Annotated in this window: 15 protein-coding genes and 1 tRNA gene; 14 read left to right on the top strand and 2 right to left on the bottom strand. The window is 48.0% G+C overall.

Annotated elements, in window-relative coordinates; translation table 11 throughout:
• Positions 1–28: 28 nt before the first annotated feature.
• From OSH01_RS09055 to OSH01_RS09045, 3 genes are read left to right on the top strand one after another with little or no spacing between them, the layout of a single operon-like run.
• A complete protein-coding gene (locus OSH01_RS09055) occupies positions 29–1,159 on the top strand; it encodes an ABC transporter ATP-binding protein (RefSeq protein ID WP_266123771.1) in 1,131 nt (376 codons plus the stop codon).
• Positions 1,156–1,878 (top strand): ABC transporter permease, encoded by a 723-nt coding sequence (locus OSH01_RS09050; protein WP_266123770.1) that lies wholly within the window; start codon positions 1,156–1,158, stop codon positions 1,876–1,878. The genes OSH01_RS09055 and OSH01_RS09050 overlap by 4 nt, the downstream gene beginning before the upstream one ends.
• Before the next feature lie 40 nt (positions 1,879–1,918).
• Positions 1,919–2,803, top strand: a complete 885-nt coding sequence (locus OSH01_RS09045; RefSeq protein WP_266123769.1) for a glycine betaine ABC transporter substrate-binding protein — start codon at positions 1,919–1,921, stop codon at positions 2,801–2,803.
• A 102-nt stretch (positions 2,804–2,905) separates the two neighbouring features.
• On the opposite strand, the gene OSH01_RS09040 is transcribed toward OSH01_RS09045, so the two are convergent.
• Complete coding sequence (locus tag OSH01_RS09040) at positions 2,906–3,802, bottom strand: LysR family transcriptional regulator (RefSeq protein ID WP_266123768.1); 897 nt, start codon at positions 3,800–3,802, stop codon at positions 2,906–2,908.
• 242 nt (positions 3,803–4,044) lie between these two features.
• Between OSH01_RS09040 and hydA the strand changes: the two genes are divergently transcribed.
• From hydA to OSH01_RS08990, 10 genes are all read left to right on the top strand, one after another.
• Positions 4,045–5,556: a dihydropyrimidinase gene (gene hydA / locus OSH01_RS09035; protein ID WP_266123954.1), complete on the top strand. Its 1,512-nt coding sequence runs from the start codon at positions 4,045–4,047 to the stop codon at positions 5,554–5,556.
• 40 nt (positions 5,557–5,596) lie between these two features.
• Positions 5,597–6,451 carry a transporter substrate-binding domain-containing protein gene (locus tag OSH01_RS09030; RefSeq protein WP_266123767.1) on the top strand — a complete coding sequence of 285 codons (855 nt, stop codon included), beginning with the start codon at positions 5,597–5,599 and terminating at the stop codon, positions 6,449–6,451.
• 147 nt (positions 6,452–6,598) lie between these two features.
• Positions 6,599–7,354 carry an amino acid ABC transporter ATP-binding protein gene (locus tag OSH01_RS09025; protein ID WP_290459648.1) on the top strand — a complete coding sequence of 252 codons (756 nt, stop codon included), beginning with the start codon at positions 6,599–6,601 and terminating at the stop codon, positions 7,352–7,354.
• A gap of 9 nt (positions 7,355–7,363) precedes the next feature.
• The gene (locus OSH01_RS09020) at positions 7,364–8,044 is read left to right on the top strand and encodes an amino acid ABC transporter permease (protein WP_266123766.1); all 681 of its coding nucleotides are present in this window, start codon (positions 7,364–7,366) and stop codon (positions 8,042–8,044) included.
• Positions 8,045–8,058: 14 nt separating this feature from the next.
• Positions 8,059–8,730 carry an amino acid ABC transporter permease gene (locus OSH01_RS09015; RefSeq protein WP_266123765.1) on the top strand — a complete coding sequence of 224 codons (672 nt, stop codon included), beginning with the start codon at positions 8,059–8,061 and terminating at the stop codon, positions 8,728–8,730.
• A gap of 92 nt (positions 8,731–8,822) precedes the next feature.
• Positions 8,823–9,758 (top strand): dihydrodipicolinate synthase family protein, encoded by a 936-nt coding sequence (locus tag OSH01_RS09010; RefSeq protein WP_266123764.1) that lies wholly within the window; start codon positions 8,823–8,825, stop codon positions 9,756–9,758.
• A 31-nt stretch (positions 9,759–9,789) separates the two neighbouring features.
• Positions 9,790–10,452 carry an aspartate/glutamate racemase family protein gene (locus OSH01_RS09005; RefSeq protein ID WP_266123763.1) on the top strand — a complete coding sequence of 221 codons (663 nt, stop codon included), beginning with the start codon at positions 9,790–9,792 and terminating at the stop codon, positions 10,450–10,452.
• A gap of 1 nt (position 10,453) precedes the next feature.
• Complete coding sequence (locus OSH01_RS09000) at positions 10,454–11,884, top strand: FAD-binding oxidoreductase (RefSeq protein WP_266123762.1); 1,431 nt, start codon at positions 10,454–10,456, stop codon at positions 11,882–11,884.
• Between the two features lie 30 nt (positions 11,885–11,914).
• A complete protein-coding gene (locus OSH01_RS08995) occupies positions 11,915–12,700 on the top strand; it encodes an SDR family oxidoreductase (RefSeq protein WP_266123761.1) in 786 nt (261 codons plus the stop codon).
• A gap of 2 nt (positions 12,701–12,702) precedes the next feature.
• A complete protein-coding gene (locus OSH01_RS08990) occupies positions 12,703–13,317 on the top strand; it encodes a glutathione S-transferase family protein (protein WP_266123760.1) in 615 nt (204 codons plus the stop codon).
• Between the two features lie 82 nt (positions 13,318–13,399).
• On the opposite strand, the gene OSH01_RS08985 is transcribed toward OSH01_RS08990, so the two are convergent.
• A tRNA-Arg gene (locus tag OSH01_RS08985) sits at positions 13,400–13,476 on the bottom strand.
• Between the two features lie 327 nt (positions 13,477–13,803).
• Between OSH01_RS08985 and OSH01_RS08980 the strand changes: the two genes are divergently transcribed.
• The gene (locus OSH01_RS08980) at positions 13,804–14,967 is read left to right on the top strand and encodes an alpha-hydroxy acid oxidase (RefSeq protein ID WP_266123759.1); all 1,164 of its coding nucleotides are present in this window, start codon (positions 13,804–13,806) and stop codon (positions 14,965–14,967) included.
• Positions 14,968–14,979 lie beyond the last annotated feature (12 nt).

Raw genomic sequence — 14,979 nt, 5'->3', positions numbered from 1 at the left:
GATAAAAAGGATATAACAAGGCAAAAATATGATCCGATTAGATAAGTTAACCAAAATATTTGATTTGCCTGGGCGTCAGGTCATCGCTGCAGACCAAATATCCATGGAAGTGCCCGAGGGTGAAATTTGCGTGCTGTTAGGGCCATCAGGGTGCGGTAAGACAACCACGTTAAAAATGATTAATCGCATCATTACCCCGACTTCAGGCAAGGTTTTCATTAACGGCCGCGATACCGCACAGATTGATACGGTGCAATTGAGGCGCAGTATAGGGTATGTTATCCAGCAAATTGGGCTTTTTCCTAATATGACAATAGAGGAAAATATTTGCGTAGTGCCTAAGCTACTGGGTTGGGACAAGTTAAAAGCCAAGCGTAAAGCAGCCGAAATGCTAGAGATGATGGCCTTAGATCCTGCAACGTTTCTACGGCGCTACCCTAAGGAGCTATCTGGCGGGCAGCAACAGCGGGTGGGTGTAGCACGTGCCTTAGCGGCAGATCCTCCGGTTTTGCTGATGGATGAGCCCTTTGGTGCGATTGATCCGATCAACCGAGAAAGCATACAAGATGAATTTTTGAAGATGCAACAGGTGTTGCGCAAGACGGTTTTATTTGTCAGCCATGATATTGATGAGGCAGTGAAGATGGGCGACAAAGTCGCTATTTTTCGCGAAGGTAAACTGGAGCAGTTCGCCACTCCTGATACCTTATTAGCGCATCCTGCTAGCCCGTTTGTGGCTGAGTTTCTGGGCAATGACCGTACCCTGAAGCGCCTGCGGCTATTACGAGTTAGTGATGTTATCGATGTGCACGCTCCTACCGTACAGCTTGCATCAACCCTAGTTCATGCGCAAAGGCTGATGCAAGAGCATGGCCAGGCCTATATGGTGGTCGTCGATGCTCAACAGGCTGTGCGGGGGGCTCTTTACTTGGAAGATATACTCGAGAAAAGTGGTTTGGTGCATGAGCATTACGAGCGTCTACCTAGTAAAACATATATGGAAGAGGATTTACGCTCTGCCGTCTCCAGCATGTTTCGCCATAACGTTTCTTGGTTGCCCTGCGTGGATGAACAAGAGCGATTCCAAGGTTGCATTACACAGCGTGCAGTGCGCCATGCATTAGGGGATATCTATCGTGTTGAGCAGGAGTCGGAATGAGACGTTTGTTTCCCCTAGGGTACGGGGTGGCAGTGCTATGCCTTTTATTCGGGCTGGGTTACCGACATCAGGAAGTGTTGCTCCACACGATGGAGCTGTATCAGGAAGACATATTTTATTTAAGCGTTGAGCATATAGAATTGGTGGCCATTTCGGGCGGCTTGGCCATAGTGGCAGGTGTGTTGCTGGGAGTGTTGTTAAGTCGTGCCTTCATGGCTCGTTTAGCTGAACCACTGATTCAGGTCCTGAATATAGGCGCTACCATTCCTACCTTAGCGGTATTGGCGCTGTCTATGAGCGTGTTAGGAGTGGGCAAGATCCCCGCCTTATTCGCTTTGTGGGTCATGGCATTGCTGCCTATTGTGCGCAATACCTACGCCGGACTTAAGTCAGTGGCACCACATTTAGTTGAGGCAGCGCAGGGAATGGGCATGCGACCTTTTTTTATCGTTTTGCACGTTGAGCTGCCCAACGCATTGCTGGTCATTTTTGCGGGTGTACGGACAGCTATTGCCATCAATATAGGCACTGCTCCTCTGGCTTTCTTGATAGGTGGAGGCGGGCTAGGCGAGCTTATTTTTACCGGTATCGATTTAAATGAAATAGACATGTTGCTAGCGGGCGTGATTCCTGTCGCCTTATTAGCGGTGTTGCTTGATTTTATATTGGGCCAGATGCAGTACTGGCTGATTCCGCGGGGCGTGAATCCTGCGCGTTGAGAACAGTCGAGTCATCTACTTTTGTAATCTAGGAGAGAATATGTTTAAGAAAATACTTTTTAGCGCCGTGACAGCGTCAGTCATGCTAATGGGCAGTGCAGCGTTGGCCAAAGAGTTAAGGATTGGTGCAAAAAGCTTTGCTGAACAGCAGTTACTGGCCGAGATGACAGAACAATTGCTCAATGGTAACGGCATCGCTGCTAAATCCATGACTGGCATGGGGAGCAGTTTATTGCGTCAGGCGATGGAAAATAAACAAGTTGATCTGTGCTGGGAATATACAGGAACTTCTCTCATTACCTATAACAAGGTGACAGAACGCTTAAGTCCGGAGCAAACCTACGAACGTGTAAAAGAACTAGATGGGAAGTTAGGCATGGTGTGGCTTAATCCTGCCCAAGCTAGTAATAGTTATGCCTTGGCAAAGCGAGGCGGTGAGCTGGAAGAGATCAACACTATCAGTGATCTGGCGTCGAGCTATCAAACTGACAAGGCACTTAAACTAGCGAGCACGACTGAGTTTGCTAAACGTAGTGATGGGTTATTGGGCTTACAGAAAGAATATGATTTTAGGGTAGGGAGAGCTAATCTCGTTTCCATGCATCCTGGGTTGATTTATCCTGCGCTACAAGAGGGGCAGGTCGATATAGGAGTGGTGTTTTCTACGGATGGACGAGTGGCTTCCATGAATTTTACTATTTTGGAAGATGACCAAAACTTTTTCCCCAGCTACAACATGACGCCTGTTGTATTGCAAGAGGTAGCAGATACTCAACCCGAGGTGGTGAATCTGCTCAATCGCTTATCAGCAGTTTTGGATAATCCAACCATGCAACGTTTAAATGGTGAGGTTGCAGTAAATAAAAAATCGGTGCAGGAAGTAGCCCAGAAGTTTTTACAAGAGCAAGGCCTAATCGCTAGCTAGGAGCAATATAGAGCTGCTCAGTACAGCATCTAGAAGTTAGCCGACATAGCCTCTTTTTGAGGCTATGTTTTCTTTCTCATTTGTAATCTAGTTCCTACATACCTAATATCGCTCTTCAGCAATAACAGTTTTAAGAGTTTCTATAAAGGCTTGGGCGAGTCGAGATACGGGCTCGCTTCGTACGTGTATCAGGTAAATATGTAAAGAGGGTGCGTTCATGATAGGACGGGTCACGAAACGGCTGGTGGCCCAGCTTTGGGCGGAAAATTGATCGACTAACGAGATGCCTACGCCGGCCTGTACCAGTGCGCAAGCGTTCTGGGGCGAACCAACTTCTAATACGACTTTGGGGCTTTGCTCTTGCTGCTGCATAAACTGCTGCACCATTTTCCCAAAGGGTGAGTTACGGTCATAGGATATAAACGGGTATGGCAATAGGTCTTGCACGTTTAACATGGCTAAGCGAGATAAGGGATGGTTATAGGGGCAAATGCATACCATTTTCCCTGTGCCTATTTCTTCTTGGGCCAAGTTGGGATGGTTTAATGGGAGTATGGTGACGGCTAAGTCTGCTTGTTGTTTTAGTAAGCGTTCTGCCAAAGGCAAGTGGGTTAAGTAATGAAAACCTAGTTTGACCTGTGGGTGATGCTGCCTGTACCGGGCAATCGCGCTGGGTATTAACATCTGCCCCAAGCTAGGGCTGGCCACCAAATTTAAAATGCCCTCTTGATGTTCTTTGAGCTCACTCGCTAGCTCATTAAGTCGCTGCATTCTTTCGTAAACGGCTTCTACCTCGTGGTAAAGCTTTTTCGCTTCTTGCGTGGCGTGTAAGCGGCCTCGTATCCGTTCGAACAGAGCAAAACCAATTTGTATTTCCATGTGAGATAGCAGTCGGCTTACGGCGGGCTGCGATACAAATAGCAGTTCTGATGCGCCCCGTATGGTTCCTGTCGTCATCACCGCTCTAAACACTTCAACTTGGCGCAGATTCAGCTTCATTCCATTCCAATTTTTCTACTTGTAATATCGCTAGGGTTAACACCTAGTGATGGCTTCGTTTTTTTTGTAAATATCAATATGGTTTAAGTGATTAATATATCACGACTATTTATTTGTTTTGGTGTTTGTTTTTTTCTATTCCTTAACGTTATGTTAAGGGTGAGGGCCAAAACAATAATAGTCAGAATGGCAGGCGCTAGGGAATAATGATTCATATTAAATTTTTATCCACACTGGCCGCCATGATTGAAAAAGACAGTCTTTCTTCCTCAGATCGCTACTTTGATCTCACTATTCGTAATGGGCGCGTTTGCAATAATGATGGCAGCTCTTACGCTGATATTGGCGTACGGGACGGTGTCATCGTGGCTCTTGAGCCTGGTTTGCCTGCGGGTAAGCAGGATGTAGATGCACGAGGCTTATGGGTGCTCCCTGGAGGTATTGATAGTCATACTCATATTGAACAGCTGTCGGGCATGGGATTGATGTGTGCAGACGACTTTTACTCTGGTACTGTTTCGGCTGCTTTTGGTGGTACGACGACTATTTTGTCCTTTGCTGCCCAGCACAGAAATGATCGGATTCCGGATGTCTTAGCTGATTACTCACGGCGAGCACAGGAAAAGGCCGTGATTGATTATGGCTTTCATTTGATCTTGACAAATCCTGATCAGCAGGCGTTAGAGGTGGATCTGCCACTAGCGATTCAATCCGGAATTACATCGTTGAAGGTCTATATGACGTACGACATGTTGAAGCTGGATGATTACCAATTGCTGGATGTAATGGCTGTGGCGAGCGAGCATGGCGCCATGATTATGTTGCATGCGGAAAATCACGACATGATTCGATGGGTAGCCAGACGTTTACTAGAGCGTGGCCATACCGCGCCAACTTTCCATACCGTGGCACATGACGTATTGGCTGAGTCCGAAGCTACTCAACGCGCTATTTCTTTGTCTCGTTTGTTGGATGTGCCTATTTTGATCGTGCATGTGGCTGGTAAGGAGACGGTGCAGATTATTCGCCATGCTCAGAAGTTGGGTGCGCCCGTGTATGCTGAAAGCTGCCCCCAGTATTTGTTTCTTGAGGCCAGCCAGACTGATGCACTTGGTATGGAGGGGGCGAAGTTTTGTTGCAGTCCTCCGCCAGGCGACAAGGAATCCCAGGAAGCAATTTGGGAAGGTTTTAAAGATGGTTGTTTGACGGTCTATTCCTCGGATCATGCTCCGTATCGTTTTGACGAGACAGGAAAGCTGCCGAAAGGTGAGGCTACTACCTTTAAAGAAATGGCTAATGGAGTGCCGGGTATTGAATTGCGTTTGCCTTTGTTGTTTTCAGAAGGGGTCATGAAGGGGCGCTTAACGATTGAAGAGTTTGTAGCTTTAACAGCTACGAATCACGCTCAGATGTATGGCATGAGTCCAAAGAAAGGACGTATCGCTGTAGGTGCTGATGCTGATTTGGTTCTTTGGGACAGCGAGAAACGAGTCACAGTAAGTGCCGATATGTTGCACGACAGAGTGGGCTATACGCCTTATGAAGGGCGAGAGCTGCAAGGCTGGCCAGTACAAGTATATAGCCGAGGAAGATGCGTAGTCCGTGATGGTCAATTGCACGTGGAGCGTGGCAGCGGGCAACTTGTTGCGCGAAATCGACCGGAGCCTGTGCTGCAGCATAAGCCAAGTTCCGGGAGGCGGGTTTTTGGTGAGTTGTTGGGACTAAAGAAGTTTAAAAATAATGGATACGAATAGTGGATCGATAGGTCTATAAAACGCACACAAGGAGTGAGACATGAAGCAGATAAAAAAAATTACTTATTACCGTATGTTGGCCTTAGTAATGGCGTGTAGTGCTGCGGCCTACGGCCATGCCCAAGCTCAACCGTTGCGGAGTGCGGTTGACGCTACCTTCGCTCCCCATGCTATGACCAAGCTAGGGGGAGGTGTACAAGGGTTTAACGTAGACTTGGGTGAGGAGATAGCTAAGCGTGTGGGCAAGGAAATCGTGATTGAAGGCGCGGAGTTTTCTGGATTAGTTCCTGGGTTAAATAGCGGCCGTTACGACTTTTTGGTGGCTCCTGTTACGGTAACTCCAGAGCGAGCAAAGTCTTTACTATTTACTGAAGGTTACTTTGATACGGACTATACCTTTTTGGGTAAGAAAGATGCCCCTAAGGTGGAATCTTTGGAACAGTTGAAGGGTAAAACTCTGGCGGTGAATAAAGGCTCCAATTATGAAGGTTGGGCGCGCGATAATGCGCAGCAGTATGGTTTTAAGTATGACGTCTACGGTTCTAATGCTGATGCTGTACAGGCGGTTCAGTCAGGCCGTGCGGATTACAACTTAGCGGGGACCACGGTAGTGGCGTGGGTGGCGAAGCAAAATCCGAATTTACAGACTAGTTACACCATAAAAACCGGCTTGGTTTGGGCTCTAGCATTTCGTAAGGACGATGTAGAGGGGCGCGCCAAAGTATCAAATATATTGAAGTGTATGAAGCTAGACGGCACGGTAGCTGCGTTGGCAGAGAAGTGGTTTGGCATAGTACCGGAAGCCGGTAACTCAGCGATAACGGTAGTTGAGGGCACTGGCGTGCCGGAAACAGAGGGTTATGACCCCACGCCCGTAAAACCGGTTTGTTCATAATCTCCTCGTGTTCGTTCTAATGCTTAAGTTAAGCAGTTCAGATCGAGCACAGTGACACTCAAACAGCACCGTTGAGAGTCTGTTTGGTGATTCAGAAGGCCTCGGTGTGGCGCCAGCCTTCTCTCGTGTTTAGTGGGAGACCAATATATGACAGAAAATCCGATAATTTTAGAAGTGCTTGATCTGCGTAAAAGTTATGGTGAAACAGAAGTCTTGCGTGGTGTCAGCTTGACTGTTCGCAAAGGTGAGTTAGTGTGTGTGATTGGCCCGTCAGGCTCGGGGAAAAGCACCATGCTGCGGTGCTGCAATTTATTGGAAACACCTAGCTCCGGAAAGATTGTAGCGAATGGGCATGATGTGATGGCCCCCCATACTGACGTCAATCGTATGCGCCAGGATGTGGGTATGGTGTTTCAACAATTTAATTTGTATCCCCATTTGACTGCCTTGGATAACGTGGCCTTAGCATTGCGAAAAGTGCAGAAAAAAACCAAGGATGAAGCTGAGCAACAGGCCTTACAGGCGTTAGAAAAAGTAGGGCTAGGTCATAAAGCAAAAGCTAGGCCTGGTCAACTTTCCGGCGGGCAACAGCAGCGCGTGGGAATCGCTCGGGCTATTGCTCTGAATCCTAAAATAATTTTGTTTGATGAGCCCACCAGTGCTTTGGATCCGGAATTAGTTGAGGATGTGTTATCAGTGATGCGTCAGTTGCGCGAAAGCGGCATGACTATGCTGGTAGTAACACATGAGATGGCTTTTGCTCATGCAGCGGCCGACAAGGTTATTTTTATGGATGAAGGAGTGGTGGTGGAAGAGGGCAGTGCTGCTGACGTATTTGAGCATCCGCATGAGGTTAGGACTCAGAACTTCATTTCACGCTATACCAATCGTAAGGTGGCTTAGGAATATAGCATGATGGACTCTTTGAATCAGTTCGTATTTACTTTCTTCAATCTTGACGTAGCACGGCAATACGCGGAGAGTATTTTTGCCGGCGCCATAGTGACCCTGTATACAGGCCTTGCCATTGTTGTGACAGGCACTGTTTGCGGTGTTTTGCTTGCGGTATTGCGAGCGCTGCGCTGTCGTCCTCTGACATGGCTAATTGTTGCTTTTGCGGACATCTTCCGTGCCTTGCCGCCATTGGTTCTGCTGATTGTTATGTATTTCGGGATGCCAGCTTTAAATATGCCCATGTCAGCTTTTACAGTCACGTGGTTAAGTTTGTCGTTAGTGCTCACGGCATATGCAGAGGAAAGTGTATGGGCTGGCATTAATTCTTTGAGCAAAGGGCAAATGGAAGCAGCAAGATCCACTGGAATGAAGTGGTTGCAGGCCATGGTGTGGGTGGTTTTACCACAAGCTATACGGAGGGCAATTCCTACGCTGACCAATCGGATTATTTCTATTACCAAAAATACCGCTTTAGGTTCTGTCGTGGCGTTAAACGAGATTTTGAACAATGCTCAAGGAGCCAGTAGCTACTCTGGAAATCCGACGCCGCTAGTTATGGCAGCGGTTGCTTACTTGGCCATCTTTTTACCCTTGGTGGTGTTTTCACGCTGGCTAGAAACCCGTTGGTCTAGTTGCTGAGTAGAGAGAAGGTAATGGAAAGTTTAATACACAATTTCTTCAATCTGGCTGTTTACCAAGAGGTGTTCCCCCATCTTTTAAATGGTCTGTGGATGACTATTGGCTTATCGGCTTTGATTATTCCGGTTGGGCTGCTTTCAGGACTACTGCTAGCGGTAGGTATGACTCAAACCAAAAGTCGATTTTTATACTGGTCTATCGTGGCCTACATAGACGTATTTCGTGCATTTCCGCCCTTGGTGTTACTTATTTTTGTTTATTTTGGTTGGCCTTTTTTGGGTTTGGAGCTGGATAAGTTAACGGCGGTGTTAATTGCTTTTGGACTGAATAATGCGAGTTATTACGCCGAGGTTTTCCGCGCTGGCTTAGAGAGTATTCCCAAAGGACAGATGGAGGCAGCACGATCCACAGGCTTGAGCAAACTGCAAAGTTTATTGTTTGTGCTCATCCCTCAAGCTGTCAGAAATGTTTTCCCCGATTTGGTGGGCAACAGTATAGAAGTGGTGAAACTTACTACGCTGGCTAGTGTGGTGGCTTTGCCAGAGCTATTGCGTGCGGCGCGAGATGCTCAGTCATTACTCTATAACCCTTCGCCAGTCATGCTTGCAGCACTCATGTACTTAGCTCTTTTATGGCCTTTGATTCGTTGGTTGGGCTATTTAGAACAGCGCCGCAGTCACGAATAAAAAGCTTATTCCCCCCATTTTTTAGTGCTCATCACCTTTGAGTAGGGGAGATGGCACGCCGAAATTATTGAATTACAGAAGGAGTTTGAACCATGTATAGCAACAATTCACTTATTGATGAAAAGTCTCGCGGTGTATATGTTATTGCCGCCACCCCGTTCAAAGATGACGGAGAGCTAGACCTTGAGAGCGTCGACCGCCTGACTGACTTTTACCTAGAGAAAGGCGTTGCCGGGATGACCATACTGGGGATGATGGGTGAAGCCCCCAAATTAACCCTAGAAGAAACCACTGCGGTAATGCAACGCACTTTCAAACGCGTTAATGGTGCAGTACCTATTGTGGTGGGAGTGAGTCATGCATCGAATAGGCACGTGAAGAGCCTAGCGAGTGAGGCGATGGATCTGGGTGCAGCGGGCGTGATGTTGGCTCCGGTCGCCAATCTGAAAACAAACGAACAAGTCTATAACTATTATGCAACAGTAGCGCAATTGTTGGGCCCGGACATTCCCATTTGTTTGCAGGATTTTCCGCAGGTGACGGGTGTGCATACCTCTGTATCAGTGATCAATCAGTTAGTGGATGATTTTGAGCAGGTTGTCATGCTTAAGCACGAAGATTTTCCTGGCATGCGTAAGTTGAGTCAGATTCGCCAGGAGGCGAGCGAGCAGGGTCGTAGGCGCATTAGTATTCTAGTGGGTAATGGGGGCCTATTTTTGCCACAAGAAATGCTTCGTGGTGCAGATGGTGCGATGACGGGTTTTGCATATCCAGAAATGTTAGTGCAAGTGTGTGCCTTGTTTGATGCTGGCAAACCCGACGAAGCAGAAGATTTATTCAATATTTATTTGCCTCTGCTACGCCATGAATTTCAATATGGCATAGGCCTAGCGTTGCGCAAAGAAATTTTGCATCGTCGGGGAGCCATTAGTTCAGCCTATGTGCGTCGTCCTGGTCCATTGTTAGATGCGAATGATCACGAGGAGTTAGGTCGCCTTATGAATAGACTTGAGCGCAGTTTGGCATAACTTTGCCTGTTTCACCCCTTAGGAAAATGAGATGCGAGACACACTATATATTATCAATCCAAACAGTAATCAGGCAGTAACGGCAGGGCTGGATAAGGCACTGAACATATTTAGGGGGCCAGGGGTGCCTCGCATCGAATGCGTGACCATGGTGGACGGACCAGCAGGCATTCAAAGTCAGTTGGATGTAGATAAGGCGGCAGTACTGGTGCAAGAGTTTGCTCACGAGCATCAGCAAAACGCTTTGGGGTTTATTAGCGCTTGTTTTAGTGATCCAGGTTTGCACGGACTGCGTGAGATGCAGGGGGTGTTATCGATGGGAATCAGTGAATGCGCGGTCCTAACAGCCCTTAGCATGGGACAAAAGTTTGGCGTAATAGCTATTTTGCCAAACTCTATACCCAGGCATTGGCGTATGTGGTCAGCGATGGGAGTACATGAACGCGTTGCTGGAGAGGTGGCTATAGGGCGTACGGTTGCGCAATTGAGCGATGAGCACGCTACGTTAGAGGCTATGCAGCTAGCAGGCAAGCAATTGCGTGACCAGTATGGAGCGCAGGTACTGATTATGGGCTGTGCTGGGATGGCGTCTTTTCGTGAACCTTTATCTCAAGCATTATCTATGCCAGTGGTTGAGCCAGTCCAAGCAGCGGTAAGTATGGCTTTAGGACGTTTGCAATTAGGGTGGGCCTGAAGTGAATAGACAAGAGCAACCGCAACGGGTCCATTTTTTGCTTAGCAAGTTGGAGCAAATTGTAGGGCCAGAGGGCTTAGTCAGCGCTCCAGAGGATAAGCGTCAGTACGACACAGACTGGTTAAAAAAATGGCAAGGTGATAGCTGTGTGGTGGTGCGCCCCGCAACAACCTTGCAAGTTTCTCAGGTCATGCGACTGTGTTATGAAAATCAAACCCCGGTGGTAACGCAAGGGGGGAATACGGGCATGAGTGGGGGGGCCACACCTGACGGTAGTGGGGCACAAGTGTTATTGAGCCTGTCGAGGATGAATAAGATCAGAGAAGTAGACGCGCTGAACAATAGCATGTGCGTAGAGGGCGGAGTGATTTTAGCGCAGGTGCAGAAGGCTGCCGAGCAAGTGCAGCGTTATTTTCCCTTAAGTTTGGGGTCAGAGGGCAGTTGCACGATAGGCGGTAATTTAGCCACGAATGCGGGGGGCATCGCTGTATTGCGTTACGGCAATATGCGAGATATGGCATTAGGGTTGGAGGTGGTTTTACCCGATGGACGCATCTGGAATGGTTTACGTGCATTACGTAAAGATAATACTGGCTACGATTTGCGAGATCTCTTTATCGGTTCAGAAGGAACGTTAGGGGTAATCACTGCCGCGGTGTTAAAGCTGTTTCCTCGGCTCACCACGCAAGCCACTGCTTGGGTAGGGGCAAGCAGCATGTCGGCGTTGCTGCATATGCTTAGCGTATTGTATGAGCAGTGTGGTCAACGATTAGTGGCATTTGAAATGATGAGCGCAGAGGCACTGGATTTGGTGCTGCAACATGTGCCAGCGAGTAACAGCCCTTTGCAAGGTCAGCATGCTTTCCATGCTTTGATAGAACTGGCTGATACGCATACTGATAGTTTGACCGAAATGCTAGAGACGTGTCTGGAGCAAGGGGTGGAGAAAGGCTATATAGACGATGCCATTTTGTGCATGAGCCTTAGTCAGCGGCAGGAGCTATGGAAAATTAGAGAAGGTATTTCCGAAGCGCAGGTGCGTGCTGGCCATTGTGTGAAACATGATATTGCGCTGCCTATTTCCGCTCTAGACGAGTTTGTAGTTCAAGCCAGTGCAGCGGTAAGCGCGCTGAGTCCAGGATTGCGCTTAATTAATTTTGGACATATGGGTGACGGCAATTTGCATTTCAATGTGCTGTTGCCGGGGGGGTTGGGATCTGCGGAAATAAAAACGTGGACTCAAACCCTGAATAAAGCGGTGCATGGGTTGGTGCACCAGTATCAAGGCAGCATCAGTGCGGAACACGGGGTCGGACAACTGCGTAGGGATGAGCTACGCATTTATAAAAACCCCGTAGAACTGGAACTCATGATGTTATTGAAGCAGACCTTGGATCAGAATCAGATTATGAATCCGGGCAAACTGCTCTGAAGTTTAGCCACAGCAATTAAGGAGAAGACGATGGATTTAGGTTTACATGGCAAAACAGCCCTAGTGTTTGGTGCAGGTGGAGGCTTAGGGGGCGCCATTGCACGCTCTTTAGCACAGGAAGGTGCTCAACTGGCATTGGCCGATATTAATGGCGAGGCCGTAGAGCAATTAGGTGAGGAGTTGCGTCAAGCGGGAACAAAAGTGGTCTGCCTAGAGTGGGATTTGGGGGACCTGAGCTTGATTGATACGCATATTACGCATATCGAGCAAGAGTTAGGAGGTATCGATATATTGCTTAATAACACCGGAGGCCCACCCCCCACGTCGGCTGCAGGGCAAGATGCCACTACATGGATGAAATACTTTCAAAGTATGGTGGTCTCTGTGATAGCGGTGACAGATAGGGTATTGCCAGGTATGCGGGACCGTGGTTTTGGTCGCATTGTTACCAGCAGTTCTTCTGGAGTTTTAGCACCTATTCCTAACTTGGGCATATCAAACACCTTACGCGCTAGCTTGATGACTTGGTCGAAAACTCTAGCGCGAGAAGTAGCTAAAGACGGAGTGACCTGTAATTTAATTATTCCGGGTCGTGTAGCGACGGCACGTGTCCGATTTTTGGATGAGCAAAGAGCACAGCGAGAAAATCGCAGTGTTGCGCAGATAGCAGCGGAAAGTGCTGCCACTATCCCCATGCAACGCTATGGCGAGCCTCAGGAGTTTGCTGATGTGGCGACTTTCATCGCCAGTGAAAGAGCTTCATACATTACGGGCTCGGTCATCCGCGTCGATGGTGGATTGATTGCGGGCGTATAAATATGTTAATTAATGACCCCTCTGCCGTTACAGGCTGGGTCCTACGCACTTCTCTGGCCTCGCCCTTTGGCCGGAAAGTGCGCTTGGCGGCGGCAACCTTAGAATTGGATATCCGCGTGGAGGTTGCCGATACAACTGATCCAGATGATAGCCTGCGTCAACAGAATCCTTTAGGCAAGGTGCCAGTCTTACTTTTAGGAGATGGCCGTGCTTTGTTTGATTCATCTGTCATTATTGATTTTTTGAACGAGTATGATGGCAGATCGCGGTTGATTCCAATCGGAGAAAAACGGCACCTTGTTTTAGTGCAGCAGGCTCTGGCAGACGGCATACTAGATGCTGCATTATTGCAGATGTATGAGTCGCGTTTTCGTCCAGTGCATTTGCATGGGGGACAGTGGCTGGAGCATCAACGGGGTAAAGTGCAGCGAGCTTTGTCGTATTTCGAGCAACACTTACCCCAGCAGCAGCAAGCTGGTCCGCATATTGGTGAAATTAGCTTGGCTGTTGCATTGTCTTATCTTGATTTGCGTTTTGAGGGTAGATGGCGTAGTCAATTCCCTACGCTAAATCAGTGGCACAAAGAGGTGCAAACCAGAGGCTGGTTACAAGAATAGGACTCAGTTTGGAGCATTTATTGCTCATCTAATTGAAAAAGAATAAAGGGTTACGTGTAAACACGTAACCCTTTATTAAATATGGCGCGGCTGGCAAGATTCGAACTCACGACCCCTTGGTTCGTAGCCAAGTACTCTATCCAACTGAGCTACAGCCGCTGTGAGAAAAGTAATATAGCATTAAAAAAACAAAGTGCGCAAGTGTTTTCATGATTTTTATCAGTTTTAGGTTCAAAATATACTCTTCAAGCCCTAAGAGGCAGGCCAAAACGACTTACATGGTTTAGTTCGAATGAAGCGAACATGAAGTCTGCTTTTTTGCTAGAAATAGCGTAATGCTTTAGTTTGTAGGTGGGTTTGTTATATGCTGTGTGGGTTTCGACGTATAGCGTGTAAGTGGAAGTGCTCTGCTAGTAAAGGGGGGGCTGATGAAGTCGTCGACAAATTTGGTAGTTACCCATCGTGAAGTAGCTGGAGTTAATACAAATGGATCTTACAAAAATAACGTGCACTGAAGACTTTCGGCGTGTTGCCCAGCGGCGTGTGCCCAGAATGTTTTATGACTACGCGGACTCTGGGTCGTGGACACAAAGCACATACAGAGCAAATGAATCTGATTTCCAGCACTTGAAGTTCAGACAGCGCGTAGCAGTGGATATTGAGCATCGTAGTGTGGCCAGTACCATGATAGGTAGCCCCGTATCCATGCCTGTAGCGCTTGCGCCAACGGGGCTCACGGGAATGCAACATGCAGATGGGGAGATGCTAGCTGCGTTGGCAGCCCGTGATTTTGGCGTACCTTTTACGCTCTCGACGATGAGTGTGTGTTCGTTGGAAGACGTGGCGCAAGCGACTCAAGCTCCCTTTTGGTTTCAGTTGTATGTCATGCGAGATCGTGATTTTATTCGTAATCTTATTGCCCGTTCTAAGGCGGCAGGTTGTTCTGCTTTAGTATTAACGCTTGATCTACAGGTTTTGGGGCAGCGTCATAAAGACATTAAAAACGGCCTTTCTACGCCACCTAAACCTACGTTGCGAAACCTGCTTAATTTAGCGACTAAACCGTATTGGTGCCGTCAGATGTTGGGAACCCACCGGCGCAGCTTTGGCAATATCGTGGGGCACGCTAAAGGGGTATCTGATTTAAGCTCTTTATCAACGTGGACGGCGGAACAATTTGATCCTAGTCTTAGCTGGAAAGACATTGAGTGGATAAAAAAAGAGTGGGGCGGCAAACTTATCTTAAAAGGCGTTATGGACGCGGAGGATGCGCGTCATGCTGTGGATAGTGGGGCAGATGCCTTGATTGTTTCCAATCATGGTGGTCGTCAGCTAGATGGAGCCCCTTCTTCGATTGCTGCATTGCCTAGCATTGTGGCAGCGGTGGGCGATAAGATTGAAGTGTTGCTAGATGGTGGTATTCGTTCGGGGCAGGATGTATTGCGCGCCAAAGCACTCGGGGCTCATGGAGTATTGATTGGGCGTGCTTTCTTGTATGCTTTGGGTGCAGGGGGGCAGGCGGGGGTTACGCGCTTATTGCAACTGATGAAAAATGAATTGGATGTTTCCATGGCGTTTTGCGGTCGTACTGATATCGCCGACGTCGATCGCTCTATTTTGCTCAATCCTGATTTCTTTGACCGTTTTTAAGCAAGAAGGCCG

The sequence above is a fragment of the Alcaligenes endophyticus genome (assembly GCF_026344035.1).
Taxonomy (GTDB): domain Bacteria; phylum Pseudomonadota; class Gammaproteobacteria; order Burkholderiales; family Burkholderiaceae_B; genus Alcaligenes; species Alcaligenes endophyticus.
This window is presented reverse-complemented; position numbering and strand designations above follow the sequence as displayed.

What these genes read in the sequence shown, in the direction of transcription:
- OSH01_RS09020 (WP_266123766.1), top strand. Translation starts at nt 7,364, where the DNA reads ATGATGGACTCTTTGAATCAGTTCGTATTTACTTTCTTCAATCTTGAC.
- OSH01_RS09010 (WP_266123764.1), top strand. Translation starts at nt 8,823, where the DNA reads ATGTATAGCAACAATTCACTTATTGATGAAAAGTCTCGCGGTGTATAT.
- OSH01_RS09050 (WP_266123770.1), top strand. Translation starts at nt 1,156, where the DNA reads ATGAGACGTTTGTTTCCCCTAGGGTACGGGGTGGCAGTGCTATGCCTT.
- OSH01_RS09005 (WP_266123763.1), top strand. Translation starts at nt 9,790, where the DNA reads ATGCGAGACACACTATATATTATCAATCCAAACAGTAATCAGGCAGTA.
- OSH01_RS09030 (WP_266123767.1), top strand. Translation starts at nt 5,597, where the DNA reads ATGAAGCAGATAAAAAAAATTACTTATTACCGTATGTTGGCCTTAGTA.
- OSH01_RS08990 (WP_266123760.1), top strand. Translation starts at nt 12,703, where the DNA reads ATGTTAATTAATGACCCCTCTGCCGTTACAGGCTGGGTCCTACGCACT.
- hydA (WP_266123954.1), top strand. Translation starts at nt 4,045, where the DNA reads ATGATTGAAAAAGACAGTCTTTCTTCCTCAGATCGCTACTTTGATCTC.
- OSH01_RS09045 (WP_266123769.1), top strand. Translation starts at nt 1,919, where the DNA reads ATGTTTAAGAAAATACTTTTTAGCGCCGTGACAGCGTCAGTCATGCTA.
- OSH01_RS09025 (WP_290459648.1), top strand. Translation starts at nt 6,599, where the DNA reads ATGACAGAAAATCCGATAATTTTAGAAGTGCTTGATCTGCGTAAAAGT.
- OSH01_RS09040 (WP_266123768.1), bottom strand. Translation starts at nt 3,802, where the DNA reads ATGAAGCTGAATCTGCGCCAAGTTGAAGTGTTTAGAGCGGTGATGACG.
- OSH01_RS08980 (WP_266123759.1), top strand. Translation starts at nt 13,804, where the DNA reads ATGGATCTTACAAAAATAACGTGCACTGAAGACTTTCGGCGTGTTGCC.
- OSH01_RS09055 (WP_266123771.1), top strand. Translation starts at nt 29, where the DNA reads ATGATCCGATTAGATAAGTTAACCAAAATATTTGATTTGCCTGGGCGT.
- OSH01_RS09015 (WP_266123765.1), top strand. Translation starts at nt 8,059, where the DNA reads ATGGAAAGTTTAATACACAATTTCTTCAATCTGGCTGTTTACCAAGAG.
- OSH01_RS08995 (WP_266123761.1), top strand. Translation starts at nt 11,915, where the DNA reads ATGGATTTAGGTTTACATGGCAAAACAGCCCTAGTGTTTGGTGCAGGT.